Origin of the sequence: Allobosea sp. AK1 (assembly GCF_006714945.1) — a bacterium.
Classification (GTDB): Bacteria; Pseudomonadota; Alphaproteobacteria; order Rhizobiales; family Beijerinckiaceae; genus Allobosea; species Allobosea robiniae.
In genome coordinates, this window is the sequence record NZ_VFMG01000001.1 from 3,479,894 (window position 1) to 3,504,387 (window position 24,494).

Here is a 24,494-nt window from a genome sequence, read left to right on the forward strand (position 1 = left end):
GGCGTCGGATCATCCGATGGTCCCTGGTGGATTCCGGGGCGCCGTCGAGCGAAGCGGGGTCCGCCCACATGAAGAAAATGATCTGATGGGGCCACCCGTCGAAGCCCTTCATGTGCCGGGATGTCTGGCCGGAGTAGGCAGGTTTATGAAGAACAAGCACATCCCGGCACCATTGCCGATCCAACCCGGAAGCCTCCTGTCGCTGGACGAGTTGCGCGGGCCGGATCGCTACCGCGCCGAGTGTATTTGCCGGGCGGCCAGCCAGACCGTCTATCTTGGCGAGCATGCGGTCCTCGCCCGCGTTCTGGGGCGCTACAAGATGTTCCTCGACACGCGGGACCGAGGCTTCGGTGCGCATGTCATGCTCGACGGCTATTGGGAGATGTGGCTGACGCAATTCATTGCCCGCCTCGTCGCGCCCGGCATGCATGTCGCCGATATCGGTGCCAACTTCGGTTATTATGCGTTGCTGCTGGCCGATCTCGTCGGCCCCGATGGCCGCTTGCTGGCTGTCGAGCCCAACCCCCCCGTTGCCGACACGCTGAAGCGGACCCTCGAGCTCAACGGCTTTGCCAGCCGCAGCACCATTGTGGCGGCCGCGGCGGGTTCGGGGGAGGGCGAGGGGCGTCTCATGGTCCCGGCGGGAGAGCCGAAGAATGCGACGCTGGTCAGCAAGGCCTTGCCGAACGACGATGCGGAAGCGGTCGCGGTCCCTATCCATAGCCTCGACTCGCTCCTCCGCGCCTTTCCCCGCGTCGATTTCCTCAAGATCGACGCCGAGGGGGCGGAAGAGGACATCATCATCGGATTGAGCCAGGTCATCGAGCGTTGGCGGCCGCGGATCGTGCTTGAGTTCAACCCCGGGCGGTGTCGTGATCCCCAGGCGCTGCTCGTCCGGCTGCGGGCTTCCTACCCCGTGCTGAGGAGCCTCGACTATTATGCGCAGGTTGCTCCGGTTTCGGACCAGGAGCTGCTCGATCCGACCAATCGCGAGGATCGCCTGCTTTACCTGGATGGTGTTGCATAGGCGCGGTCCTCGACCGGCGGCGCTGCAACGCGGGCAGGTTCGTCAAGTGTGGACGTAATGGTGCCTGCGGCTGGTGATCGGAATAGGGTTTGATGGTGGCGCTGCTGCTCGATTTTCTTCGCCTTCTCGGCCTCGTGGTCGGGGCAGTCGTTGCGGTCATGCTGCTGACTGGGCTGTTCTTCGAGATCATGAATGCCCGCCATCCCGAGCGCCGCATCCAGAAGGACCGGGTCAACCGGCGTAAATGGAAGGAATTGCGGCAGGCGCCGATCTCGATCCTCACGCTCTCGGTCTGCTTCGCCTTCGGGCTGTTCGCGCAGCAGCAGGGCTGGTCTCTGGTCCCGCTGGAACTCTCCTGGTGGTCCGGGCCGTTGATGCTGATGATCTCGGTCGTGCTCTACGATGCCTGGTTCTACTGGGTGCACCGCCTGCTTCACAGCCGCGTCTTCTATCGCTTCCACGCGCTTCACCATAAGAGCGTGGCACCGACGGTCTGGAGCAACCATCACGAGAGCTTCGTCGAGGCGCTTCTCAACCAGGCATATTACGCGATCATCGTCTTCGTCCTGCCGGTCCCGTGGCAGATGCTCGTGCTGCAGAAGCTCTACGATCAGATCAGCGGGATGCTCGGCCATGCCGGCTTCGAACATTTCGCCTCACCGGCCGGCCGTTCGCCCTGGCCACTCGCCAGCACGGTGTTCCACGACCAGCATCACGGCACGTTCAGGTTCAATTACGGCCATACCTTCTCGCTCTGGGATCGCTGGATGGGTACGTTGCATCCGCGCTACGACAACACGCTGAAAAGCTTCGAGCCGAGCGGGAATGAGACGGATGCGCCCGAGTCGCGTGCTCCGGAGCGTCCGTGAAGCATCACGGCTGAAGGCCTGCGTTCAGGCGCCGCCGTTCTTCTGATAGCGCTGGGCGAGATAGACGACACCCCCCTCGCTCAGCTCGCGATAAAGCACCGACCCTTTCGCGCCGGCGAATTCGCTGATGAAGCCGCGCATGAAGCGGATCCTGGAGATGCGCGCCCGCTTGCGCTGCTCGGCCGCGTCAAGCGCGGCGATGACGCCTTGCGACAGATCGGTCTCGGTGTGCAGCGCGAGGCCGGGCACCGCCAGCTGCTGGCGCAGCAGGGGAAGCGCGCTCTTGCCGCGCATGTCGGCGAAGGTGAACCAGCCGCCGGGAGCGAGCACGCGCGCGACCTCGCGTGCAAAGGCCGGCACATCGCCATAGCAATGCGAGGATTCGATATTGACGACGATATCGACCGAGCCATCGGCGAGCGGCAGCTTCTCCGCATCCCCGATCTCGAAGGTCAGGCTTGCCGTGTCCTGGTTGAGGCGGCGCGCCAGCCGCACCGTTGCCGGCGAATAATCCAGCCCGGTGACAGCCGCGGAGCCGTGATAGCGGGCGACATAGCGCGCTCCGCCGCCGCGGCCCGAACCGATCTCGAGCACCCGCGCGCCTTTCACCGGCAAGCCGGTCACCGCCTGCGCATAGAGCCCGATGAAGGGACGGTCGACCTCGTCGCAACCATCGAGCGGAAAGGCTTCCCCCGGCGGCAGGAAGCCATAGTTCATGAAGCGCCAATCGTCGTCGCGCCAGCGTCGCGATAGGATACTGTAGAGGCTGCGCCAGAGCCATTTCCGCGTTCGCGGAAAAGCGCCTCTGTCGATCGCTTCCAGCAGGCGTGAGAAGGCTTGGCTTGCCACCGTGCTGCGCCTCAAGCGCTGGGCTTGGCGGCAGCCGTGTCCGGCTGCGGCGGCAGGTTGGCGGCCAGCCAGTCCCGTCCCTTGCGCATCAGCTCCTGATCGTCGCTGTTGCGGGGATCGAAGCCAGGCAGGTAGTAGCGCAGGGTGTTGGGCAGGCAGCGCCGCCAATAGCCTGGATAGATCATGGTCACCCAGAAGAAGCGCAGCCAGAAGCGCAGGCCCGTCTTGACCCCGTCGGCTTTCGCATAGATCGGCACGTTTCGCAGGAAGAGCACGAGGAAGGGAAACAGCGTCGCGTTCATGCCGAGGACGCGGACCAGATAGCGCCGCCAGCTCGACATCTCCGGCGTTGCCGCCTTGAGCACGTCGAGCGCGACAGCCTTGTGCTCCAGCTCTTCGAGCGCATGCCACATCCACAGCCGCCGATAGGCCGGCGCGGCCTTGTCCATCAATTCCGGATGGCGCAGCGTCAGCGTCGACAGGGTCGCCGTCATATGCTCGATCGCGCAGGTGATAGAGAGCCGGTGCAGCGGGTTCTTGACGATCTCGAAGCCCTGCCGGATCGGCTTCTCCATCCTCTCGACATCGTAGCCGAGCGACATCATCGCGCGGTTGTATTCCTCGTGCTCGCGGGTGTGATAGGCCTCCTGCACGGAATAACCGCTGATCTCGGCCGCGAGCTCCTTGTCCTGCAGCTTGGGGCCGTAATGCTTCAGCGAGCGGATGAAGAAGCGCTCACCTTCGGGCAGGAAGATCGACAGCCCGTCGATCAGCACGGTCTTGATGATGTCGTCTTCCAGCCAGTGGCGCTGGGCGTTCTCCAGGATGCCGAAGCGGATATCGCGCGGGATGATGTCCTCGGCATTGCCCATGTGCTGGCTGCCTGCCGTGTTCGAAGCATGTGCCATCAGCGCTGGTCCATCCGGTGGAGCGTCCTGCCGCATCGGTCTGTCGGCCGGGCCTACCTACCGCCGATCATCGGTGCCGTCGAGGTCGGATCGCGCAGAAAAGGGCAGTTGATGCAGGATTGTCCTGCAAAAATTCGATTGAAACGCCCGTAGCTTAGAGTGGTTTCAAGGTGCCGAGATAGTCCACGAACTGGGCGACGGTCGGGTAGTCCTGCGTGACGCCGGGATAGAGCTCAACGCGGTATTCCTGCTCGACTTCCAGGACGAAATGGACGGCGGCAGCCGAGTCGAGGCCGAGGCCGGCGAACGTCGTTGCCGGCACGATCCCGACCTCGTCGATGTCGAGCATCGCGGCCAGACTGGATCGGCAGAAGCGTTCGATCTCGGAAGCGGGCGGCATGATGATCCGTCGGGTTGGGCGCGGGGCTTTCGCTTGCCGCGCTGGCGGACTTCCGTCAAGCGGAGGCCGCGCTGCGCTCCTCGGCATCTCCCGACAGATTCCAGGGCTCGAGCGTTCCCTCCAGCCACCGGAGTCTGGTCAGGCTGCGCTGGACCTTTCCGCTGGTCGTCTTCGGCAGGGAGCCCGTCCGGATCAGCATGACCTTATGCAGGGCGACATCGTGATTGTTGACCACCGCCGCCTGCACGGCCGCGACGACCTCGGCCTCGGCGATGTCACGGCGCTGCGTGCGCTCGACTTCCTGGACGACGATGATGCGCTCGATGTCATGCTCGTCGATGATCGTGAAGGCTGCGCCGTGGTCGCGTCGCAGCGAGGGATGGCTGGCTGCGACCGTCGCTTCGATATCCTGCGGGTAGTGATTGACGCCGCGGATGATCATCACGTCCTTGATGCGGCCGACGACATGGAGCTCACCGGCTTCGTCGAGATGCCCGAGGTCGCCGGTTCGCAGCCAGGAGCCGCCGGAGCCAGGGGCATCTGTCTCCAGCCTGGCCCGAAAGGTCTGTTCGCTCTCCTCGGGGCGTTGCCAGTAGCCGCCGGCGACGCTGGAGGCCTGTATCCAGATCTCGCCGATCGCCCCTTGCGGCAGCGGGCGCCGCGTCTGCGGATCGGCGATGGCGATCGTCAGCCCGGTCATGGGTGAGCCGCAACTGGCGCTGACATGCCGATCGGCGGCGTCCTCGGGCGGCGCGATGCGGGCGGCCTTGAGCGCCTTCGCGCTGACGTCGAGCGTGCGGGGCAGAGAGCCCCGCTTGGCGGCGGTCACGAGCAGCGTTGCCTCGGCCAGCCCATAGGCGGGGCGCATCGCTTCGGGTGCGAAGCCGTAGGGGGCGAAGGTCTCGGCGAAACGTTCCAGCGTTGCGGCCCGCACCGGTTCGGCGCCGTTGAGGGCGATCTTCCAGCTGCTGAGATCGATGCCTTCCATCTGTTCCGGTCGGAAGCGGTCGACGCAGAGATCGAAGGCGAAGTTCGGGGCGGCGCCAACCTCGGCGCGATGCTCGTGGATGGCGCGAAGCCAGTTCAGCGGGCGATGCATGAACCCTGACGGCGTCAGCAGGACGCAGGGCGCGCCAAGATAGATCGGCTGCAGCAGGTTCATGATCAGGCCGAGATCATGGTAGAGCGGAATCCAGCTCACATGCGCCGAATCCGCGTGGTTCCCCAGCCGCTCCCGCATCATCGCGAGATTGTCGATCAGGTTGCGGTGGCTCACCATCACGCCCTTGGGCGATGAGGTCGAGCCGGAGGTGTATTGCAGGAAAGCGAGGCCGTCGGCATTGGGTCGGAAGGCGTCGAGGGGCGCAGGCTCCGGCGCCAGCGCGACCGGGAGGTGGCGGATGCCATGCGCGGCCAGGCGCTCGCGCAGCAGGCCGCGCGGATCGGGATCGGAAGCCGGGCTCAGTGCCAGGCGCGGCGTGCAATCGGCGATGATCGCCGCGCTGGCGTCGTGATTTGCGTTGCGGCGCGGCTGCATCATCGGCACCGCGACCACGCCCGCCATCAGGCAGGCGAAATAGGCGACGACGAATTCGACGCTGGAGGGGAAGATCAGCAGCGCGCGATCGCCCGGTGCGGTTTCGGCCGCGAGCTGGCGCGCGAGATGCGCGGCCTGTGCGTGAAGCGCGGCGAAGGTCAGGCTCGGCCGTTCGCCGGGGCGATCGGAATAGACCGTCACGGCGGCGACATCCGGCCGAGACATGGCCTGGTGCTGCAGAACCTCGGCCAGTGACGAAAAATGGCTCATCGCAATCGATCTACGGAACAAGCATCGCCAGTGGCCGGGAGTATATTGCAACTGTCGCTTGCTCTTCCGTGCCGGGATGAGGTCGAGAAAGCGTGTTGCCTTCTATGGAGTGCACTTCCGGCGAGATCAACCTGCATCGGTGCGAAGGTGCCGGCTGCATGTTCGCGCGAGTGATGCTAGAGCATGCGCCGATCAGCTTCGTCATGGACGCATGAAAGCCGAAAGCGACTCGCTGGAACCGAGGATGGATACGCTAGCTCAAGCGGAGACGCCGCTGGAACCGATGCCGAAACCGGATGACGGCGCTTCCCGCTCGCTGCTGCCTGTCATGGAGGTGCGCGAGCCGGCAAGACGCTGGGCGGACGGTTCGGTCTCCGTCGTCCTGCTGGTCCCGGCCCAGGCCTTTCTCTACGGCCCCTTCCTGCGTTTGCCGGAGGGGCGCTATCGCCTGTCCTTCCATTGCCGGGTGCGCATGCCCCTTCAGGGTGACCACCCGGTCATGGGACTCGAAATCGTCGCGCAGAACCGCATCCTGCGCGCCTGGCGCGACTACAGCGCGGCGGAGCTGCGGGGTGGCGAGCAGAGCCTGGCCTTCGAGGTGCCGCGTGAGCTGGGTATCGAAGGCGGTGCCGATGTTCCCTTCGAGTTCCGCTTCACGCATTTCGGCAACGCCCTGCTGACCATGGTCGCGGTGACGTTGCATAGAGAACCGGCAGCGACGGTGCTCGACAACGTTCCGGCCGAGCTCGAACCCTGGCGCCTGCTCGGCCGGCTGCGGACCTTGCCGTTGCCCGGCGCGGTTCGTCTGTCGCCGCTTTCCATCACGCCCCTGAAACTGTGGCGCAGTTCGGCGATCCTGCGGCTCCCGGCCGGGCTCTATCGCGCCGAGATCGGTTGCGAACTGAAGCGAGCCCGGCGTCCGTCGGAGGCTGCTCTGGCGGTCGAGGTCGAAACCCGGGACGGCATTCGGCTCGGAAAGGGCCGCTTCCTGGCGAGCGAGCTGGAAACAGGCCGTGTTTCGTTCGAATTCACCGTGCCTCAGGATATCGGGCTCGATGCCGGCGTGCCGCGCACGATCGATATCCGCATGCGCCATTTCCGCAATGCGAGCCTGTTGTTGCGCTCACTCGATCTGCGTCGCGTCTCGGCCGATGCCCCGGCCGTGGCGTCGCCGGCGCCGTCCGGGGTGACCGCTTCCTCCGGGAGCCGAAAGAAGCAGATCGTCATCTTCGGCAATTGCCAGGGCAATCTCCTGGCCGAGGCGCTGCGCTATCATTCCGGTTTCACCCGGCATTTCTCGGTCAAGCACCACTACATGGAATTGCCGGTGAACCTGCACGAGCAGGGCCGGCGCGACCTGCAGGAATGCGACCTCCTCCTGATCCAGGACATCCGGGAATGGGAGCAATATCCATTGCGCGCCGATGTGCCGAGCGACCTGCCGACGCTGCGCTACCCTTGCGTGCGCTTCGCCTCGCCCTGGCCTTTCGACGCCTTCAACGGGCCGGACGACAGGCTCGCCCGCAACCGCGACCTCCCCAATTTCGAGTTCACCTATTTCGACGGGCTGCTCGGGCGGCTGCGGCGCCAGATTCCCGACCCCGAACTCCGCTTCCGGACCTATGAATCGCTGGCGATCGAGCGGCTGATCGATTTCAAGCGCCTGCATCAGTTCGAGCAGACAAGGCTCGAGGAGATGGATCGGAAATTCCCCGCGGGAATCGGCGCCTATATCCTCGATAATTTCAGGACGAAGCAGGCTTTTTACACGACGGCCCATCCCAATGGCCGGATCATGAAGATGCTGGTCAGGCAGGTCACGAAGGAACTGGGGCTGTCGCTGAATTTCTGGCTGCCGGGATCGCTCAATTCGCTGCGCCGGCTGCAGGTGCCGATCCATCCGAAGGTGGCGGCCGCCCTGGGGATCGGCTGGGCGGATGCCAGGCGCAAATATCTCGTGCGCGGCGAATGGCTGACCTGGGAAGATTATTTCCGGAAATACATCGCCTATTACGGATAAGGGGTGACGGAAACGGCCTCTCCCGGCCGTTTTCGGCCCTATTTGCGGCTGGCGGCTTCCTCGTGGGCAAGCTGGGCCGCATAGCTCGCGAGCAGGCAGACAAAGGTCGTGAACAGACCGGCTGCCATGAGCAGGATGGTGACGTCGCACCAGGTCATGGTCAGGCCGACGACTGTGAAGGGTGGTGCGCCGAAGAAGAAGATCGTCGTGTTCATCAGGATGATGAGCAGGCGCATCTCAGTGGGACCCCAGCCGACCAGCGAGATGTGGAGCTCGCCGGAGACGCAGGCCTTGACCAACGAATAGATCGACAAGGCATGATAGCCGGCGAGCGCCAGCAGGGCGACGTCCATGCGCACATAGGCGGACAGACCCATGCCCGCGCAGATCAGCAGGTTGCCGACGACATCGATGGTCTGGTCGAGGAAATAGCCGTATTTGGGCCGCTCGATCTTTCTGAAGCGTGCGAGGCTGCCGTCGAGCGAGTCGCCCAGCCAGTGGAAGACGAGGCCGAGCGAGGCCAGCCACAGGAAGCCTGGCGACCAGGCCGTCAGGACATAGCCCGCCAGCGTGAGTGCCGCGCCGAAGATGCCGAAGGCGGTCAGCTTGTCGGGGGTGACGCTCCGCGGCATCCGCCGGACGAGCCAGGCCAAGGCCCTACGCTCGATGGCGCCGACGAGGCTGTTGTTGATGCGTATCAATGAAGTCGACTGCTCGGTGCGGAAGAGGTTGGCTAGCTATTGCCGAGCTAGCAATGCGTTTCAAGTGTTGCGGTTGCGAGAAACGTATGCCATGCGACTGTTGGGCATTCCGGCTCGTTGTGCTGTGTAAAGATTGTGACGATCGGCAACCGATTTCAGCTGACTGTGCCAGGGTCTTGTTGTGCCGATCGCCTATGATGCAACACGGCTATTCTTGGGGCCACTGTCCCTGACGCCTCGCGGGATCGATCGGGTCGATCTCGCCTATGCACGCCATTTTTTCGAGCATTCGAACGATGACTGCTGGGCGATCCTGCCTACGGCTTGGGGCACGCGCGCGTTCCCTCGGGAGAGAGCTCTACGCGGACTGACGCGGCTCGAGGAGCTTTGGGCCGAGAACAGGCAGCCGGCGGCCGACGGCGCCTGGATGTCACTCGCGCCGACGATGCAGGCAGGTAAGTCGTCCTGGCATCTTCCGCGGAACGGCGGTCTTGCCGTGTCCACCCGCATGACCTCGCTGCTCAAGGCAACGGGCATCGGATTCGGTAAAGACGTCGTGAAAACCCTCAAACCCGGGACGGTCTACGTCAATGTCGGCCAGATCGGCCTGGCGGTCCCGTACTTGCTGCGCTGGCTGAACAAGCGCCCCGACGTGCGCCCGCTCTTCATGCTGCATGACGTCATCCCGCTGGAGATGCCGGAATATGTCTCGCCCGGTGCGGTCAAGGCTCACGCGGCGATGGTCGATCAGACGGCGCGTTATGCCGCCGGGTTGATCGTCACGACCCGCACGGCCCAGCTGGCGATCGAACTTGAACTCGAGCGCCGCGGTGCGAGAGCGCTGCCGACGCTGGCGCTGCCTCTTCCCGTTCCCTCGATCTTCCGAGAGCCACCCGACCCCGATCCGACGCTCGCCGCGATTCCCTATTTCGTCGTCTGCGGCGCGATCGAACTCAGGAAGAACCATCTCCTGCTGCTGGAGGTCTGGAAGCGGCTGCACCGCCGACTTGGCGCGGCCACGCCGCATCTCGTGATCGCCGGCGCCAAGGGCTGGCAGGGCGATCTGATTCTCGATCGCCTGCGGCGTTCCGGCGATGTGAGCACCTATATCCATGCGCTCCACGGCCTTTCCACGCCGGCAATGAAGCGGGTGATCAGCGGCGCGCGTGCCTTGCTGATGCCGTCCTTCATCGAGGGGTTCGGCTTGCCGGTCGTGGAGGCGGCGGCGCTTGGTACGCCGGTCGTCGCCTCCGACATTCCGGCGCATCGTGAAGTCGGCCATCCCGAGACGGTTTTTGTCGATCCCATCGACGGTCTCGGCTGGGAGGCGGCGATTGCCTCGTTCCTGCCGGCCGGGCCGCGTCGTTTGGCGCCTTCTGCGGACTATGCCAGCCTGACCTGGACCGAGTACTTCGCCGCGCTATCGTCGTTCATTCGAAGGATCGAAGACGGTGAAGCAGCTTTAGACTGAGTTTGGATTGTTTTTTTCCGCAATGCCCCGTATCAGCGAGCAAGGATGGGAGCGAGACTAGTTTGCCGTAACATATCGGCCATGATTGCGTGAGATCACTGGGATTGTCGAAGTCTATGCCGTTTCACAAGCAATCAATTGACGCAGAGGCAGCCATTATCGGCGCTGGCTGCATTCTACCCGGTGCGAATAGCCTCGAAGCGCTGTGGAAGCTGCTGCTGGAAGGTCGCAACGTTGTTTCCGAGCGGCCTCGCGGGCGCTGGAATGTCGAGCGCTTCCTGCGGCCGGGCGATCCCGCTCCCGGATTCTCCTATAGTTTCGCCGGCGGCTATCTCGACGATGCGTTCGGATTCGATCCGACGCCGTTCAACATCTCCCCGCGCGAAGCCCAGCAGATGGATCCGCAGCAGCGCCTGCTGCTGACGGCTGCCTGGCGCGCTTTCGAGGATGCCGGCCTGCCGCCCTCGACGCTGGCCGGCGGGAATGTCGGCGTCTATGTCGGCGCCTCGCTCGCCGACTACCAGAGTGCCGGCGCCTTCGATCCGGCCGTCATCGGCAGCCACTTCATGACCGGCAACGCCCTGTCGATTCTGGCGAACCGGCTATCCTACGTGTTCGACCTGAAGGGGCCGAGCTTCACGGTCGATGCGGCCTGTTCCTCTTCCTTCATCGCGCTCGCGCAGGCCGTGGCGGCGCTTCGTGCCGGCGAAGTCGATTTTGCCATCGTCGGTGGCGTGAACATGCTGCTCTCGCCCGTGCCTTTCATCGGTTTTTCGCAGGCGCGCATGCTGTCTGCGACGGGGCTGTGCCGGCCGTTCTCCGAGGCCGCCGACGGTTATGTGCGCTCCGAGGGGGCGGTCGTGCTGGTGCTGCAGCGGGAGACCGAGGCGATCGCAGCCGGCCGCCGGGTTCGCAGCGTCGTCGTCGCCGCCGGCACGAATGCAGATGGCCGGACCAACGGCATCTCGCTGCCGTCGCAGGAAACCCAGCAGCATCTGATCGAGACGATCTATCGGAATGCCGGGTTCGATCCCGAGGCCCTGGCCTTTGTGGAAGCGCACGGGACCGGAACGAAGATCGGCGATCCCATCGAGGCGGCTGCCATCGGCGAGGCGCTTGGCCGGCATCGCGCGGCGCCACTGCCGATCGGGTCGATCAAGTCTAATCTCGGTCACCTGGAGGCGGCCTCCGGGCTCGCGAGCTTGCTGAAGGCGAGTTTGTCACTGGAACAGCGTCTCGTTCCCCGATCGCTGTTTTCCGAAGCGCCCAACACGGCGATTCCTTTCGACGATCTCAATCTGCAGCCTCTCGTCCAGCCTCTCGCCTTGCCGTCCGATGGGCGCGATCTCTTCGCCGGTGTCTGCAATTACGGCTTCGGCGGCACCAATGGCCATGCGATCTTGCGCTCGGCGCGCGGCGAAGAGCAGGGCAGAGCGAATGGCGCGGCTTCCCGTCCGGCCGAGGTGCTGCTGGTCTCGGCAAGCACGGCCGATGCGCTGAAAGCGCGCGCGCTGCAGGTTGCAGAGGCGGTTTCGGGCGATCTGTCTGTGGCGCGCGTTGCAAGTGCGCTCGCCTATCAATGCGAGCTGCTGCCGCATCGGCTCGCCGTTCCCATCCAGGAGAAACCGCCCGCCGCAGCGGATCTGGCGGCAAGCCTGCGGGCCTTCGCGCAAGGTTCAGCTTCCCGCAAGGACAGTTCTGCCGCCGTGGTCCATGGCGCCGAGCGGCCTGCGGTCTTCGTATTCAGCGGCAATGGCGCGCAATTCGTGGGGATGGGGCGCGCAGCCTATCGCGCCAATGCCACCTTCCGGCGGGAGATCGACGATATCGACCGCATCTATGCGGAGATTGCCGGCTGGTCGATCGCCGATCGCTTGCGCGATGGGGTTTCGGACGATGAGCTCGAACAGACCTCGATCGCACAGCCTCTGATTTTCGCGGTTCAGTCCGCGCTCGCCGTCGCTCTGACCGAATACGGCATTCGTCCCGTCGGCAGCCTCGGCCATAGCGTCGGGGAAATCGCGGCGGTGGAATGTTCCGGCCTGATCTCCCGGCGCGATGCGCTGCGGATCATGCACAAGCGCAGTCATCATCAGGAAACGGTGCGTGGCAAGGGGCGCATGCTGGTCCTCGCCTGCCCCGCACTGAAAGTGGAGGAATTGCTCGCCGAAGCCGGCATGCAGGATGTCGATATCGCAGCCTATAACAGCGCGACCTCGACGACCGTCTCCGGCCCTGCCGGCCAGCTTGAGGCGCTGGCGCGCCTAGCGCGCAAGAGCCGCATCGCCGGCGTCCCGGTGCATGTCGACTATCCCTTCCATTCGCGGGCGCTCGACGAGATTCAGGAGGCGCTTGTCGCCGATCTCGGCACGATAGCTGTCCAGGCCCCGCGCGTGCCGTTCTATTCGACGGTGACGGGGCAACTGCTGGTCCCCGGTGAACTCGATGCGGATTACTGGTGGCATAATATCCGCCGGCCCGTCCGCTTCGCCGATGCGGTTGCGGCCGTACTGGCTGCTCAGCCGGATGCGGCCTTTGTCGAAATCGCGCCGCGCTCGCTCTTGGTCGGGCCGATCTCGGACATCCTGCGAGCAGGAGAGGCGCAGAATCCGGTGTTGCCGACATTGGCGGCCAATGATCTTGCCGACCGCGACCCGATCCGCGGCGTCGTCGTACGCCTGGTGGTCAACGGTGTCGCCCATGACCGGGAGGCGGTGTTCGGGTCTGCCCCGACGATGGTCGAATCTCTGCCGCCGTACCCTTTCCAGCCGGAGGAATATCGCTTCGACGAAACGGTCGAGGCGATCAGCGTCCATGGCCGCCTGATCGCGAGCCAGCCGCTGCATCCGCTGCTCGGGCCGCGCGTTTCGGACGGCTCGGCGGAATGGCGCAATCTGCTCGATCCCGTGCTGCTGCCCTATCTCGACGATCACCGCGTCGATGGTGGCGTGGTGATGCCGGCCGCAGCGCTGATCGAGTTTGCGCTGGCCGCCGGCCGCGAACTGTTTGGAGAGGTGCCGCTCGAGATCGCGGAATTCGACATTACCAAGGCGATGACCTTCGGCGATGACGAGACCCGCGAGGTTTCGACCCGCTATTTCGAGCATACCGGCACCGTTGAGATCTGGAGTCGGCGCCGCTTCGCGACCGGCGACTGGATCCTGCACGCGCGGGGCGCGCTCGCTCCCTTGCAGAATGCGGCGGCGTTGCCGTTGCTCCCGCTTCCCACCGTCGATGAGCCTATTCTGAGCGAGGCGGCGGAAATCTATGCCGCGGCCGAGCGGGCCGGGCTCGATTACGGCCCGCACTTCCGGGCGGTGATCTCGACGCTCCGGGACGAGACCGTCGGCGAGAGCCGTCTGCGGGTTCCCGAGGGCGGAACCGGCGCTTACGACGACCGGCATGTGCTGCACCCGGTCTCGCTGGATGCCAGCTTCCACGGGCTCTTCCTGGCCCGCCCCCAGCGTGACGGCGAGCGCAAGGCGCATCTTCCGATCCGCTTCCGGCATATCCGCGTCTGGAAGCCGGGCGTGGGTGTCGCCCATTCGGTGACGAAGCTCGAGACCGAGACCGACCGCTTCAAGACGCTTTCCGTCGCGTTGATGGACGAGGATGGCGGACGCGTCGCCTCGATCGAGGCCGCGGTCCTGCGCTCCGTGCATCTCGTCAAGCCGTTCATGATCGAGCGGACCTTCCGCGAGGACCGTCTCGCAATCGCTCCGGTCACCTTGCCGGCGCCCGCTTTCGAAGAAGCTGGCGGCCCGTCCGAGGAGGCGCAGCAGCTGTCGCTGCTGCTGAAGGCCTTCGCCATTTCCTTGGCGCGGAGCCTCAGCCGCGATCTGCTCTCATCGGCGCGTGGCGATAGTTTCGAAAGTGTCGTCATCGAGGGCAAGGTCGCAGCCGTTGCCGAGCCGCTGTTCGGCATGGCCAGGGACATTCTCGCGAGGGCCGGCGGTCTGGACAGCACGGAGAATGGCACGCGGCTCTCCGCGACATTCGCCATGCCGTCGCCTCAGGCCCTGCTCGGCACGCTCCAGCAGCGTTTCCCGGCGGCAAACCGTGAATTGCGCCTGGCCGCACAGGCGCTGGTCCAAGCCGGCCCCTTTCTGCGGCGGGGCGAGATCGACGCCCGCTCCGCCGGTTTCGCTTATGACCAGTGGGATCTGCGCGGCATCTGCGCGTCGATGCGCGACGTGGCGAAGCAGGTACTTGACGACTGGACCGCGGCGGCCTCACGGCCCTTGCGCGTGCTCGTCGCCGGCGGCTGGAATGGCGGGTTGACCGAGGCGCTGGCGGAGGCCGTCCAGGCCGGGCGCATCCAGGTGACCTTCGCGGTGGCGAATGTCGAGAGGGCCGATGAGCAGAGGCATGGGCCGGGAATGGGCAGTGTCTTCGACATGCTCGTGATTGACGGTATCGAGAAATCCACCCCGAGTCGTTTCGATGCGCTGATCGGCTTCGACATGCCGTTGTCTCCGTTCCATGAGACGAATGCGCTGGCGATCCGCGGTGCACTGGGGCTGCTGGCCGGTGATGCGCCGATCCTGCTCGCCCAGCCCGGCGACGACCTTCACCTTTCATTCCTGCTCGGCGCGGCAACGCCTGCCATCTGGCAGGGGCATGGCAGTTTGCCTCATGGTGGGCTGGCGGGCATGTGCCGCCAGCTCGAGGAGGCCGGCGCCACCGCAGTGGAGTCGGGGCAGAGTCAGGATGGGGCGCTGGCCTTGATCAGCGCGCGGGGCGCTGCGGCCGAAGCGCCGCATCATGCTCCGAACGTGGTCGCCGTCGTGACCGGGCAGGGGGCCGCCGATCCGCGCGGCCGCTACGGCCTGATGGCGGCTCCGCTCTTCAAGGACGACGGGGGCGGGCAGCTTGCCGCCTGGCTCGAAGCTTTGCCGGAAGGCGCGCGCGCGACGGTCGTCGTGGCGCCTGAAGCCGCGAATCCGACATCGCTCGACCGGTTGTCCGGGCGCATCGACACGCTCATCGTCGTCCTGAAGCTGCTGGCCGCCACCCAGCGCCCTTGCCGGATGCTGGTGTTGGCCGAGGCTGCCTCGGCCGGCGACGACATCCGTGCGGGAGAGGAGGCCGGTATCCACGCCTTTATGCGGGTGGCGATCAACGAGTTCCCCGAGATCGACTTGCGCTTCGTCGATATCGCCTCGTCTTCGCCGGCGGCAGGGCTCGCCGACATTCTCGAGGCAGAAAACGCCGAGCGGGAATTGCGGATCACCGCTTCCGGGATCGAGGTTAGCCGTGTCCGGCGCGGCATGGAGCGCGATGGGCCACTCGGCTCCGACGAGCGTGCCGTCCTGCACTTCGCCGACGGCGTCGGCCTCGACGGCTTCGAATGGCTGCGGCAAGCACGCCATGAGCCGGGCGAGGGTGAGATCGAGGTCGAGGTCGTTGCCGCCGGTCTGAACTATCGCGACCTCATGGTCGGCCTTGGTCTCCTTGACGACGACCTGCTCGGCGCTGGATTGACGCGCGCGGCGCTCGGCTTCGAATGCGCCGGACGGGTGAGCCGGGTCGGGCCCGGCGTGACGCGCCTGCAGCCGGGCGATCCCGTGATGGGCTTCGCCGCCGGCGCCTTCGCCTCCCACATCATCTGCCCCGATTGGCATTTTTTCCCGGTCCCCGAAGGTCTCGACCTCGAGGCTGCTGCGACGATCCCCGTCGCCTTCTCCACGGCCTGGTATGCTCTGGTCGAGCGCGGCCATGTCCGCGCCGGCGAGAAGGTGCTGGTGCATGGTGCGGCCGGAGGCGTCGGCCTTGCGGCGATCCAGATCGCCAAGCTGCACGGTGCTGAGGTCCTGGGCACGGCAAGCAACGATGCGCGGCGCGCCATCGCCATGGCTGCCGGAGCCGATGCCGTCTTCGATTCGCGGCGGGAGCGCTTCGCTGACGAGATTCGCAGGCAGATCGGCAATGTCGATGTCGTGCTCAACTCGCTGGCGGGGCCGGCGATGCTGGCGAGCTTCCGCCTGCTCAAGCCCTTCGGGCGCTTCCTCGAGCTCGGCAAGCGCGACTTCCTCGACAATACGCAGCTCGCCCTGCGGCCGTTCCTGCGCAACATCGCCTATAGCGGTGTCGATCTCGACGAATTGCTGGCTGCCGACCCTGCTCTGGTGCGCGAGATGATGGCGAAGCTGTCCGAGGCTTTCGGCAAGCAGGGCTTGCGGCCGCTGACCTATCGCAGCTTCGAGGCCTATGAGGTCGGGGCCGCTTTCCGGACCATGCAGGCCTCCGAACATGTCGGCAAGATCGTGATCCGCCCGCCCCGTGCCGCGCGGACCGACCTGGCCTCGCTGAACTATGCCGCCCGCCCCGGTCTCTATGTTGTCGTCGGCGGCACGACCGGCTTCGGCTTCGCGACGGCGCAATGGCTGGCGCGGAAGGGTGCTTCGCAGATCGCTCTTCTGTCCCGCCGCGGCGCCGTCGATGACGATCTCGCTCCCCAGCTCGCCGAGATGCGCGCGCGCGGCGTCGAAGTCGTTGTCGAGGCACTCGATGTCTGCGACAAGGCCGCCGTCGCGGAAACGATCGGCCGCCTGGCCGGGAAGCATGGCCCGCTCAGGGGGGTCGTCCATGCGGCGGTACATCTCGATGACGGGCTGATCGCCAATCTGTCGCCGGAGCGCCTGCGGGCCGTGCTGCGGACCAAGGTGGACGGCATCATCAACCTGGCTGATGCTACCGAAGAACACGCGCTCGACGTCTTCGTCGCCTATTCCTCGGCGACGACGCTGATCGGCAGCCCGGGACAGGGGGCCTATGTCGCCGCCAATGGTTTCCTCGAAGGTTTCATGCGCGGCCGCCGGAGCCGGGGCAAGCCCGGCCTCGCCATTGGCTGGGGCGCGATCTCCGATGTCGGCCTGATCGCGCGCGACAAGCAGCTCGGACAGCGGCTGCGCCGGGCGACGGGCGTGGTCCCGATGCGCGCCTTCGAGGGGCTGGCGCATCTCGGCCGGCTGCTCAGCCTCGGCAGCGCTGCCGATCCCGTGCAGTTCTATGCCGGTCTCTCGTCCGGCTCCGGAGCGGATAAGCTCGGCCTGCTCAAGAGTGCGGCCTTCCTCGAGCTGGCCCAGCCCGGAGGCGAGGCACGGACGATGCATGCCGAGGATCTCGGCTCCACCTTGCGCGGCAAGAGTCGCGAGGAGGCCGTCGGGATCGTCACCGGTGTGCTGCGCCGCGAGGTTGCCGAAATCCTGCGCATGGCGGAGGGCAAGGTCGATCTCTCGCGTCCGCTCGCCGATCTCGGCCTCGACTCGCTGATGGCGCTGGAGCTTCACATGGCGCTGGAGGCCGCCATCGGCGTCCAGATCGCCGTGGTCGGCACCGGCGATCGCAGCCTGCTCGACCTGGCCGGCACGATCGTCGACCAGCTCGATCAAACCGAGGGAGAGGAAGCGGCCGAGCCCGCCTCTTCGGAGAACATGCAGGCGACCATCATCCGGCTTGCCACTGCCCATTCGAAGATGGACATCTCCCCGGAACAGGCGAGTGAGATCGAGGAGATGGTTCGCCGGCCCAGCCGCGGCGCCGCAGAATGAGCGACGAGAACAAGCCCCTGTCCGACGGCGCCCTCGCCGATCTGCTGATGCAGATGAAGCAGGCGCCGCTCACCGCGTCGGCTTCGGCTGCGCGGACCGCCCGGCCGCGACCGCGCGTCAGCATGGCCTTCGAGGATCATCCGCTCTACCAGCAGATGAAGTTCCAGAGGGGCTTTGCCGATTTCGCCAAACTGCAGAATCCCTATTACCGCCTGCACGATGCCCAGGCCGGCGCGACCTCGGTGATCGCTGGCAAATCTGTCGTCAATTTCGCCTCCTACGACTATCTCGGCCTGAACGGCCACCGCGAGATCGCCGATGCCGTAGGCGAGGCCGTGGCGGCGTTCGGGACCTCGGTCTCGGCCAGCCGCATCACGGCCGGCGAGCGCCGCGTCCATCGCGATCTCGAACAGGCGCTGGCCCGCAATTACGAGGCGGAGGACTGTATCGCCTTCGTCTCCGGCCATGCAGGCGCGGTCTCCTCGATCGCGACGCTGCTCGGGCCGAAGGATCTGATCCTCCATGACGCCCTGATCCATAACTGCGTCGTGGTCGGCGCCCAGTTGTCCGGCGCGACGCGGCGGTTCTTCCCGCATAATGATCTCGATGCGCTCGAAGCCATGCTGGCGGCGGACCGGCATCGCTTCGAGCGCGTGCTGATCGTCAGCGAAGGCCTGTTCTCGATGGATGGCGACGGCCCCGATCTGGCGCGCCTCGTCGCGATCAAGCAGGATTTCTCCGCCTGGCTGATGATCGACGACGCTCATGGCCTGGGCGTGCTCGGCGCCGCTGGGCGCGGCATTTTCGAGCATCAGGGCGTCGCGCCGGATAGCGTCGACCTCTGGCTCGGGACGCTGTCGAAGTCACTCGTCAGTTGCGGCGGCTATGTCGCCGGCTGCGCCGCCGTGGTCGATCTGCTGAAGCATCAGGCGCCCGGCTTCGTCTACAGCGTCGGCATGCCCGCATCGAATGCGGTAGCGGCCACTGTCGCGCTCGATCTGATGGTGCGCGAGCCGGAGCGCGTCGCGCGGCTCCAGTGGCAATCGCAGCGTTTCCGCACGCGGGCGCAGAATGCCGGGCTCGATACCGGCGAAAGCTGGGGTTTCGGCGTCGTGCCGGTCGTCATCGGCGAGACCGTGCCGACCGTCATGTTGGCGCAGAGCCTGCTCGATCAGGGCATCAACGCCTTTCCGATCGTTCCGCCGGGCGTGCCCGAGAAGGCGGCGCGCCTGCGCTTCTTCATCAATGCGAGCCATACCGACAGCCAGATCGACGATGCCGTCGACAGTCTTGTCCGGGAAATCCGCAATCTCGGCGATGCGTCGCTGAAACAGATCCTGCAAGGCTGAGCCGGAAATCGATCGGCGCTCGATCGGTCTGTCCGGATCGGAGCTTGATGAAGCGTGCCTGGCCGCATCATTCTGCAGGCGACCGCCTGAAACGAGACCGTCAAAGAAGGGGCCTGAGCCGGTGCCGAAGAATATCCTCCTCGAAGCCCACGCGACCCTGCTCAAGCAGGGGACCGGCATCGCGACCTATGCCCGCAACCTCGCGAGCACGGCGACCGGCCTGGGTTACGATGTGGAACTGCTGATCGGTACCGAACAGCGCATCAACCGCCGGGACCCGCTTCTGTCGGAAGTCGTCCTCAACGATGCCGTCGATCCGAAGGCCATCGATCCGCTGAAGCAGGTCGCCCGCGCGATCGACTGGACGACCGGTGTCCCCGGCGGCGTCAAGGCCCAGCGCCTCCCGGCCCCGCGCATCGTTGTCGACCGAGGTTCCGGCGCCTCTACGGAGCGAAGCCATCCGACCTATGGCGCGGTGCGGCTCTGGGAGCGCGCCTCCATGCATTTCAACCGCTTCGGGCATCGCATGCCGGTGCGCTCCGAGGGGCGGCATGACCTGTTCCATGTGACGCGCCCGACGCCGGCCTTCGTCAAGGGCGCGGCGAATATCTACACGATCCACGATATCGTGCCGCTGCGTCTGCCCTACGCGACTTTGGACAGGAAGAAATACTTCTACTCCATGATCAAGCATCTCGCGGAGAAGGCCGATCACATCGTCACGGTCTCGGAGTTCACGCGCAAGGACGTCCAGGAATTCTTCAAGATACCGGACGATCGCATCACCAATACCTGGCAATCGGTCTCGATGAGCGAGGCGGCCCTGTCCGTTTCGGACGAGGAGGCGGCGCGCGACGTCGACAATCGCTACGGGTTGGCGTTCAAGGAGTATTTCCTGTTCCTGGGCGCCATTGAGCCCAAGAAGAACATCTCGCGATTGGTCGAGGCCTATGCCGCATCGGGGTCGACCCGGCCGCTCATCCTGGTCGGCGGCCTCGGCTGGCTCTACGAGCAGGATGTCGAGATGCTCAAGGACGAGCGCCTGCTGAGCTGGCGGTTCGACGGTTCGCATATCCGGCCGGAACGGCGCGTCCAGCGCTTGCCCTATGTCCCACTGGGCTCGCTCCTGTCCCTGATCCGCGGCGCGCGGGGTGTCCTCTTCCCCTCGCTCTATGAAGGCTTCGGGCTACCGATCCTGGAAGCCATGATGTTGGGGACCCCGGTGATCACCTCCAACACCAGCTCCCTGCCCGAGGTGGCCGGCGACGCGGCGATGCTGGTCAACCCCTACCATATCGAGGAGATCCGCGATGCGATCCGGACCCTGGATGCCGATGCCGACCTGCGCGCGGAGCTCGTCAAACGCGGGCGGAAGCGGGCCGAGTTCTTCTCCCCGGCACGACATGCCGAGCGGGTGAAGGCGGTCTATGATCGCGTTCTCGGCTGAGGCGATCCGGTTCGGCCAGCGCCCTTCAGAAGCCGAAGCGCCGCCGCAGCATGGTGATGAACTGCGCGACCTCTCCTGAGGCGCGCAGCGTGAGCGACGCCTGTTCCGCGGCGACGCGGCGGGCCTCATCGGTGTCGAAGGCGTAGGCGGCATAAAGCGCGGCATAACGCTCGCGAAACACGGCCTGGTCGGTGGCGCTCATCTCGGAATAACGCAGCGCCTTGCCCTTGCTGAATTGGCCGATGACGCCCTTGTCGCGGAACTTGCCGAGAACGGCCACAGCATCGATGGTCGCGCCGATCTGCTCGGCGATGGCCCGGATCACGGCCGGGCTGTCGTAGCAGATGGCGTTGTAGGTGAAGACCTTGAGCGCGCCGGTATCAGCCCAGTCCTGGAAGCAGCCGAGCTGGATATCGATCGAGTTCAGCGTATCCGCCACATCGACGAATTCCGAGAACGCATTGTTGCGCCAGCGTCGCGAGCGGGTGCCGTGATCGACCATCGACAAGGCGATTTCGCGCGGGTCCCGGATGGAGGCGCTTGCGAGGACTTCGCCCGCGGCCACCATCTGCGCCACGTTTCCGCGCGGCGGGCCATGCGTCTTGAGGATGATGTCCCTGTCGCCGATCTGGGCCTGGATCTGGCTCAGCAGCTCATGATCGATGAAGTTGAAATAGTTCTCGACGGAATCCGCCTTCCGGAACGGCTTGCCGAGCCGCACGACCGGCCGCCCGGCTGCCCTGAAGACCTCTTCGGTCATCTGGTAGAGGAAGGTGCTCGCCGATTTCGTGATGCCATAGCTGATATAAATCATGCGAGCGCTCGCGGAGCGCGTGTTCCGATCGCCCGGCGGTGGCGTGCTGTCGATACGCTCATGGTTTTTGGTCGGTCCCTCGGCTTCGCTTGAGGATGCGCCGTTGCTGCCATGCGAGGACCGGTCTGTACAGGCTGTGAAACCGCGCCAGCCAGGCCATCGTCCGCGAGGGCGACAGGAAGAACGCTCCCGTCTCGGCCTGGGTGATCATCCGTTCGGCGACCTGACCTGCGCTCATCGTGCCTCCCTGTTCAGAGATCAGACGGGTCACGGCAGGGCGCTTCGGTCTCTCGCCTTCCAGCTGCGGCGTCTCAGTATCGGGCGGTGCGACGAAACTGACGACGATGCCGTCCTCCGCGAGCTCGAGGCGCAGGATCTCCGCAAGGGCCCGCACGGCGAACTTGCCGGGCGCATAGCCGCTATAGCCGGCGATTCCGATGAAGGCCGCGCCGGAAGAGACCAGCGTGATCCGGCCGCCATGGCCGCGCATGACCGGAACGGCCGCCTGGATCAGGTGGAGTGTCCCGAAATAATTCGTCTCCATCTGCGCCCGGTGGGCAACGAGGTCGAGATCGCGAAACAGGCCGGGCTCGACGATGCCGGCCGAGGTGATCAGCCAGTCGATCCGTCCGTGCCGGGACGCGATTTCGGCGATGGCTGCCTGACAGGCTGCCGCATCGGCGACATCGGCAGGCAGGAGATCGACGCGCGCTGGGGCCCCGAGCGCAGCCGCGGCATCGTGCAGTCGGCCCGGGTCGCGGGCCAGCAGGGCGACGTGGTAGCCGCGCCCCAGAAGCACGCGCGCGCAGGCCAGGCCGATACCGCTGGAGCCGCCGGAGATGACGGCCACTTTCGGCGGGGAGGGCGCTGGCACGGGGCGTTCTCCGTGGGGGATTGCGGTGCGTCCGGTCTACGCGATCGGGCCGAGCGAGTCGTCCAGATAGTACCACTGGTCGAGATGGCGCAGGATCGCAGGCTCGATCCGGCTGTTGAGGAAGGCGACATCCGCGAGCGGATCGCTCGGACCGGCATCCATGTGGAACGGCCCCTCGAAATGCAGCCGGAAGCGCACGCCCTCCAGCCGTTCGCAATAGACCACCACGAGCTGCGCCCCGGTGCGCCGGGCGAGCTTCGCCGCCAGCGCGAGATTGCCTTTGGCGTGCGGCGGCCGCCCGAACAGGGGCGCCATCATCGTGCCGCCGCGCTTCTCGTCGGGGAACAGGGCCAGCACGCCGTTGCCCTTCAGGATGGACAAGGCCCGGAGCGCCCCGTTCCGGTCGGGCGGCAGGACCTTGACGTCGAAGCCGCTGCGCGTCGCATCGGCGATATCACGATGGGCGGCATTCTCCGGCACCTCCGAGATCGAGGCGACCGGGACGCCGATCATCTGCATGGCCGAAGCCAGCACCTCCCAGTTGCCGAGATGCAGGCAGAGCGCGATCGTCGGCACCTTGCCGACCTGGGCACGGGCCGCTTCGGCGCCGACGAATTCCAGTCGCCCCGACTCCGCAAAACGGTGGACGATGGAGAATTCGGCCATGAGACGCCCAACATTGTCGACGAAGCGCCAGACGAGCCTTTCGACTTCGGCCGCGGGCATGTCCGGGAAATGGCGCCGGATATTGTCGCGGGCCTTCCGGGCGACCTTGGGATCGATGAGCCGGATCTTGAGCCAGGCCAGCCGGGCGCCGATATCGGAAACGAGGGGGATCGGCAGGCGCCGTAGGGCGCGATGCAGCACTCTCTCCAGGGCCTGCATGGCTAATCGTCCCGTCGGATCGCTTGCTGCGGCGCACGCGCAACCACGCGGGCCGGCAGACCACCCTTGGGGCGCAGGGTCAAGCGGCAGACCGGCTCGACCTTGTAACCCTCGCGCGGCAGAACTTCGAAGCGCTGGGCGAGAATGGCCAGGCACAGCGTCGCTTCATCCAGGCCGAAATTCATGCCGGGGCAAATGCGTGGGCCGACCGCGAACGGGATATAGGCGAAGGGGTCGATCCGTGCGCCGGACAGAAAGCGCTCCGGCAGGAAATGGTTCGGCTTGTCCCAGAGATCGGGGGACCGATGCAAAAGCCAGGGCGCGATCATCACGAGGGCCGACTTCTCGACGTCGATATGGCCGATGCGGTCGGCCTCGCGTGCCTGCCGCGGCAGCAACGGAACCGGCGGATAGAGCCGCAGCGTTTCCTGGATCACGGCCCGGCACCAGCGCAACTGCGGCAGGTCGGCGAGCGTCGGCGGCCTGTCGCCGCAGGCCGCGGCGATCTCGTCATGGATGCTCTGCCTGACCCAGGGAGCGTTGGCCAGCAGGTACCAGGCCCAGCTCAGCGTCGTCGCCGTGGTTTCGTGCCCGGCCATGAAGATCGTCGCCGCCTCGTTGCGGAGCGCCGCGACGTCCAGCGGCTCTCCCCCGCTCTTCTGGTTGCGCCGGATCAGCAGGTCGACCATCGAGCCGGCATCGCCCTCGCCGGCGAGATGGGCGTTGATGACGTTCTCGACGACGCCGTGCACCATCGCGACCGCCCGGCGCCGGCGCTTGCTGCCAAAGGCCGGCCAGCCTTCGTCCGCGCCGAGGAAATAGCCGAGATTGAAGGAATCGGCATGGTGCTGATAGGCGCTGAAGCCGTCGATGACCTGTTGGGCGGCGTCGCGTGCGATGTTGTTGCCGAACACGGCGCGCGAAATGATCGTCGCGGTGAGGCGCCCCATTTCCTCGGTGAGCTCGATTTCCGCCCCGGCGGGCAGGCCGGCCCATTCGGCCGCGACGGCGAGCGCGGCATCTTCCATCGTTTGGCCGAATTCGGGCAGGCGGCGCTTATGGACGATGTCCGCGACCAGCGGCCGGCGCTTTTTCCAGGTTTCGCCCTCGCTGATGAAGAGGCCGTCTCCCAGCAGCGTTTCGAGCGCGCGCCGCATCTGCGGGCTCTTCCGCTCGAAATTGTCGTGCCGGGTGACGACGACGTAGCGGATGTGTTCGGGGCTGTTCACGAACACGATCTGCCGGCCCAGGATCCGGAAGCTGTCGATGCCGGAGCGATAGTGGCCCTCGGTCCAGCCCGCGATCAGATTGCGGCGAGCTCCGATGATGATCTGAAGCAGATTGGGATCATGCTGCAAGGGCTCGGGATGGGCTGGGATGAACGCGTCGCGGCCACGCTCTTCGATCGTCTGCGGGCTGCGATAAAGCAGGGATACTGCCGACATCATGGTGCAATCGACCGAAACTGACCACGACGGGAAGCCATTACGCTGCGCGATATCCGAGATTTCAGAAGACCT

At 65.7% G+C, this 24,494-nt stretch carries 16 protein-coding genes; 7 read left to right on the plus strand and 9 right to left on the minus strand.

Annotated features, from left to right (window positions below; genetic code table 11):
- Positions 1-145: 145 nt before the first annotated feature.
- Together FHT98_RS16935 and FHT98_RS16940 are read left to right on the plus strand one after the other, a co-directional pair.
- Positions 146-1,027 carry an FkbM family methyltransferase gene (locus tag FHT98_RS16935; RefSeq protein WP_142114715.1) on the plus strand — a complete coding sequence of 294 codons (882 nt, stop codon included), beginning with the start codon at positions 146-148 and terminating at the stop codon, positions 1,025-1,027.
- A 92-nt stretch (positions 1,028-1,119) separates the two neighbouring features.
- A complete protein-coding gene (locus FHT98_RS16940; RefSeq protein ID WP_210244386.1) occupies positions 1,120-1,896 on the plus strand; it encodes a sterol desaturase family protein in 777 nt (258 codons plus the stop codon).
- A gap of 24 nt (positions 1,897-1,920) precedes the next feature.
- On the opposite strand, the gene FHT98_RS16945 is transcribed toward FHT98_RS16940, so the two are convergent.
- The 4 genes from FHT98_RS16945 to FHT98_RS16960 form a co-directional block, all read right to left on the minus strand.
- The gene (locus FHT98_RS16945) at positions 1,921-2,613 is read right to left on the minus strand and encodes a class I SAM-dependent methyltransferase (RefSeq protein WP_142114716.1); all 693 of its coding nucleotides are present in this window, start codon (positions 2,611-2,613) and stop codon (positions 1,921-1,923) included.
- Between the two features lie 143 nt (positions 2,614-2,756).
- Positions 2,757-3,653 carry a metal-dependent hydrolase gene (locus FHT98_RS16950; protein WP_185745192.1) on the minus strand — a complete coding sequence of 299 codons (897 nt, stop codon included), beginning with the start codon at positions 3,651-3,653 and terminating at the stop codon, positions 2,757-2,759.
- A 154-nt stretch (positions 3,654-3,807) separates the two neighbouring features.
- Entirely contained in the window at positions 3,808-4,053 is a 246-nt protein-coding gene (locus FHT98_RS16955; protein WP_185745193.1) for an acyl carrier protein, read from the minus strand.
- Positions 4,054-4,108: 55 nt separating this feature from the next.
- Positions 4,109-5,860, minus strand: coding sequence for a fatty acyl-AMP ligase (locus FHT98_RS16960; RefSeq protein ID WP_142114719.1), 1,752 nt, complete (start codon positions 5,858-5,860; stop codon positions 4,109-4,111).
- Between the two features lie 244 nt (positions 5,861-6,104).
- On the opposite strand from FHT98_RS16960, the gene FHT98_RS16965 reads away from it, so the two are divergent.
- Positions 6,105-7,880, plus strand: a complete 1,776-nt coding sequence (locus FHT98_RS16965; protein WP_142114720.1) for a WcbI family polysaccharide biosynthesis putative acetyltransferase — start codon at positions 6,105-6,107, stop codon at positions 7,878-7,880.
- A gap of 38 nt (positions 7,881-7,918) precedes the next feature.
- Here FHT98_RS16965 and FHT98_RS16970 read toward each other — a convergent pair whose 3' ends face one another.
- Positions 7,919-8,581 carry a CDP-alcohol phosphatidyltransferase family protein gene (locus FHT98_RS16970; RefSeq protein WP_142114721.1) on the minus strand — a complete coding sequence of 221 codons (663 nt, stop codon included), beginning with the start codon at positions 8,579-8,581 and terminating at the stop codon, positions 7,919-7,921.
- A 181-nt stretch (positions 8,582-8,762) separates the two neighbouring features.
- On the opposite strand from FHT98_RS16970, the gene FHT98_RS16975 reads away from it, so the two are divergent.
- The 4 genes from FHT98_RS16975 (at position 8,763) to FHT98_RS16990 (ending at position 20,401) form a co-directional block, all read left to right on the plus strand.
- Positions 8,763-10,052: a glycosyltransferase family 4 protein gene (locus tag FHT98_RS16975; RefSeq protein WP_142114722.1), complete on the plus strand. Its 1,290-nt coding sequence runs from the start codon at positions 8,763-8,765 to the stop codon at positions 10,050-10,052.
- Between the two features lie 116 nt (positions 10,053-10,168).
- On the plus strand, positions 10,169-17,605 hold the full coding sequence (locus FHT98_RS16980) for a type I polyketide synthase (RefSeq protein WP_142114723.1): 7,437 nt from the start codon (positions 10,169-10,171) through the stop codon (positions 17,603-17,605).
- Complete coding sequence (locus FHT98_RS16985; protein ID WP_142114724.1) at positions 17,602-18,954, plus strand: aminotransferase class I/II-fold pyridoxal phosphate-dependent enzyme; 1,353 nt, start codon at positions 17,602-17,604, stop codon at positions 18,952-18,954. Before FHT98_RS16980 ends, FHT98_RS16985 begins: the two co-directional genes overlap by 4 nt.
- A gap of 121 nt (positions 18,955-19,075) precedes the next feature.
- Positions 19,076-20,401, plus strand: a complete 1,326-nt coding sequence (locus FHT98_RS16990; RefSeq protein WP_142114725.1) for a glycosyltransferase family 4 protein — start codon at positions 19,076-19,078, stop codon at positions 20,399-20,401.
- A 25-nt stretch (positions 20,402-20,426) separates the two neighbouring features.
- On the opposite strand, the gene FHT98_RS16995 is transcribed toward FHT98_RS16990, so the two are convergent.
- The 4 genes from FHT98_RS16995 to FHT98_RS17010 are packed head-to-tail and all read right to left on the minus strand — an operon-like array spanning position 20,427 to position 24,422.
- Positions 20,427-21,215, minus strand: a complete 789-nt coding sequence (locus FHT98_RS16995; protein WP_142114726.1) for a hypothetical protein — start codon at positions 21,213-21,215, stop codon at positions 20,427-20,429.
- Between the two features lie 58 nt (positions 21,216-21,273).
- On the minus strand, positions 21,274-22,089 hold the full coding sequence (locus FHT98_RS17000) for an SDR family NAD(P)-dependent oxidoreductase (protein ID WP_185745194.1): 816 nt from the start codon (positions 22,087-22,089) through the stop codon (positions 21,274-21,276).
- Positions 22,090-22,125: 36 nt separating this feature from the next.
- The gene (locus tag FHT98_RS17005; protein WP_142114728.1) at positions 22,126-22,974 is read right to left on the minus strand and encodes a lysophospholipid acyltransferase family protein; all 849 of its coding nucleotides are present in this window, start codon (positions 22,972-22,974) and stop codon (positions 22,126-22,128) included.
- A gap of 2 nt (positions 22,975-22,976) precedes the next feature.
- Positions 22,977-24,422 (minus strand): cytochrome P450, encoded by a 1,446-nt coding sequence (locus FHT98_RS17010; protein ID WP_248309242.1) that lies wholly within the window; start codon positions 24,420-24,422, stop codon positions 22,977-22,979.
- Between the last annotated feature and the right edge of the window lie 72 nt (positions 24,423-24,494).

Coding starts and splice junctions, on each gene's coding strand:
- FHT98_RS16940 (WP_210244386.1), top strand. CDS start 1,120: ATGGTGGCGCTGCTGCTCGATTTTCTTCGCCTTCTCGGCCTCGTGGTC.
- FHT98_RS17010 (WP_248309242.1), bottom strand. CDS start 24,422: ATGATGTCGGCAGTATCCCTGCTTTATCGCAGCCCGCAGACGATCGAA.
- FHT98_RS16985 (WP_142114724.1), top strand. CDS start 17,602: ATGAGCGACGAGAACAAGCCCCTGTCCGACGGCGCCCTCGCCGATCTG.
- FHT98_RS16945 (WP_142114716.1), bottom strand. CDS start 2,613: ATGAACTATGGCTTCCTGCCGCCGGGGGAAGCCTTTCCGCTCGATGGT.
- FHT98_RS16965 (WP_142114720.1), top strand. CDS start 6,105: ATGGATACGCTAGCTCAAGCGGAGACGCCGCTGGAACCGATGCCGAAA.
- FHT98_RS17005 (WP_142114728.1), bottom strand. CDS start 22,974: ATGCAGGCCCTGGAGAGAGTGCTGCATCGCGCCCTACGGCGCCTGCCG.
- FHT98_RS16935 (WP_142114715.1), top strand. CDS start 146: ATGAAGAACAAGCACATCCCGGCACCATTGCCGATCCAACCCGGAAGC.
- FHT98_RS16950 (WP_185745192.1), bottom strand. CDS start 3,653: ATGGCACATGCTTCGAACACGGCAGGCAGCCAGCACATGGGCAATGCC.
- FHT98_RS16960 (WP_142114719.1), bottom strand. CDS start 5,860: ATGAGCCATTTTTCGTCACTGGCCGAGGTTCTGCAGCACCAGGCCATG.
- FHT98_RS16995 (WP_142114726.1), bottom strand. CDS start 21,215: ATGATTTATATCAGCTATGGCATCACGAAATCGGCGAGCACCTTCCTC.
- FHT98_RS16955 (WP_185745193.1), bottom strand. CDS start 4,053: ATGCCGCCCGCTTCCGAGATCGAACGCTTCTGCCGATCCAGTCTGGCC.
- FHT98_RS16980 (WP_142114723.1), top strand. CDS start 10,169: ATGCCGTTTCACAAGCAATCAATTGACGCAGAGGCAGCCATTATCGGC.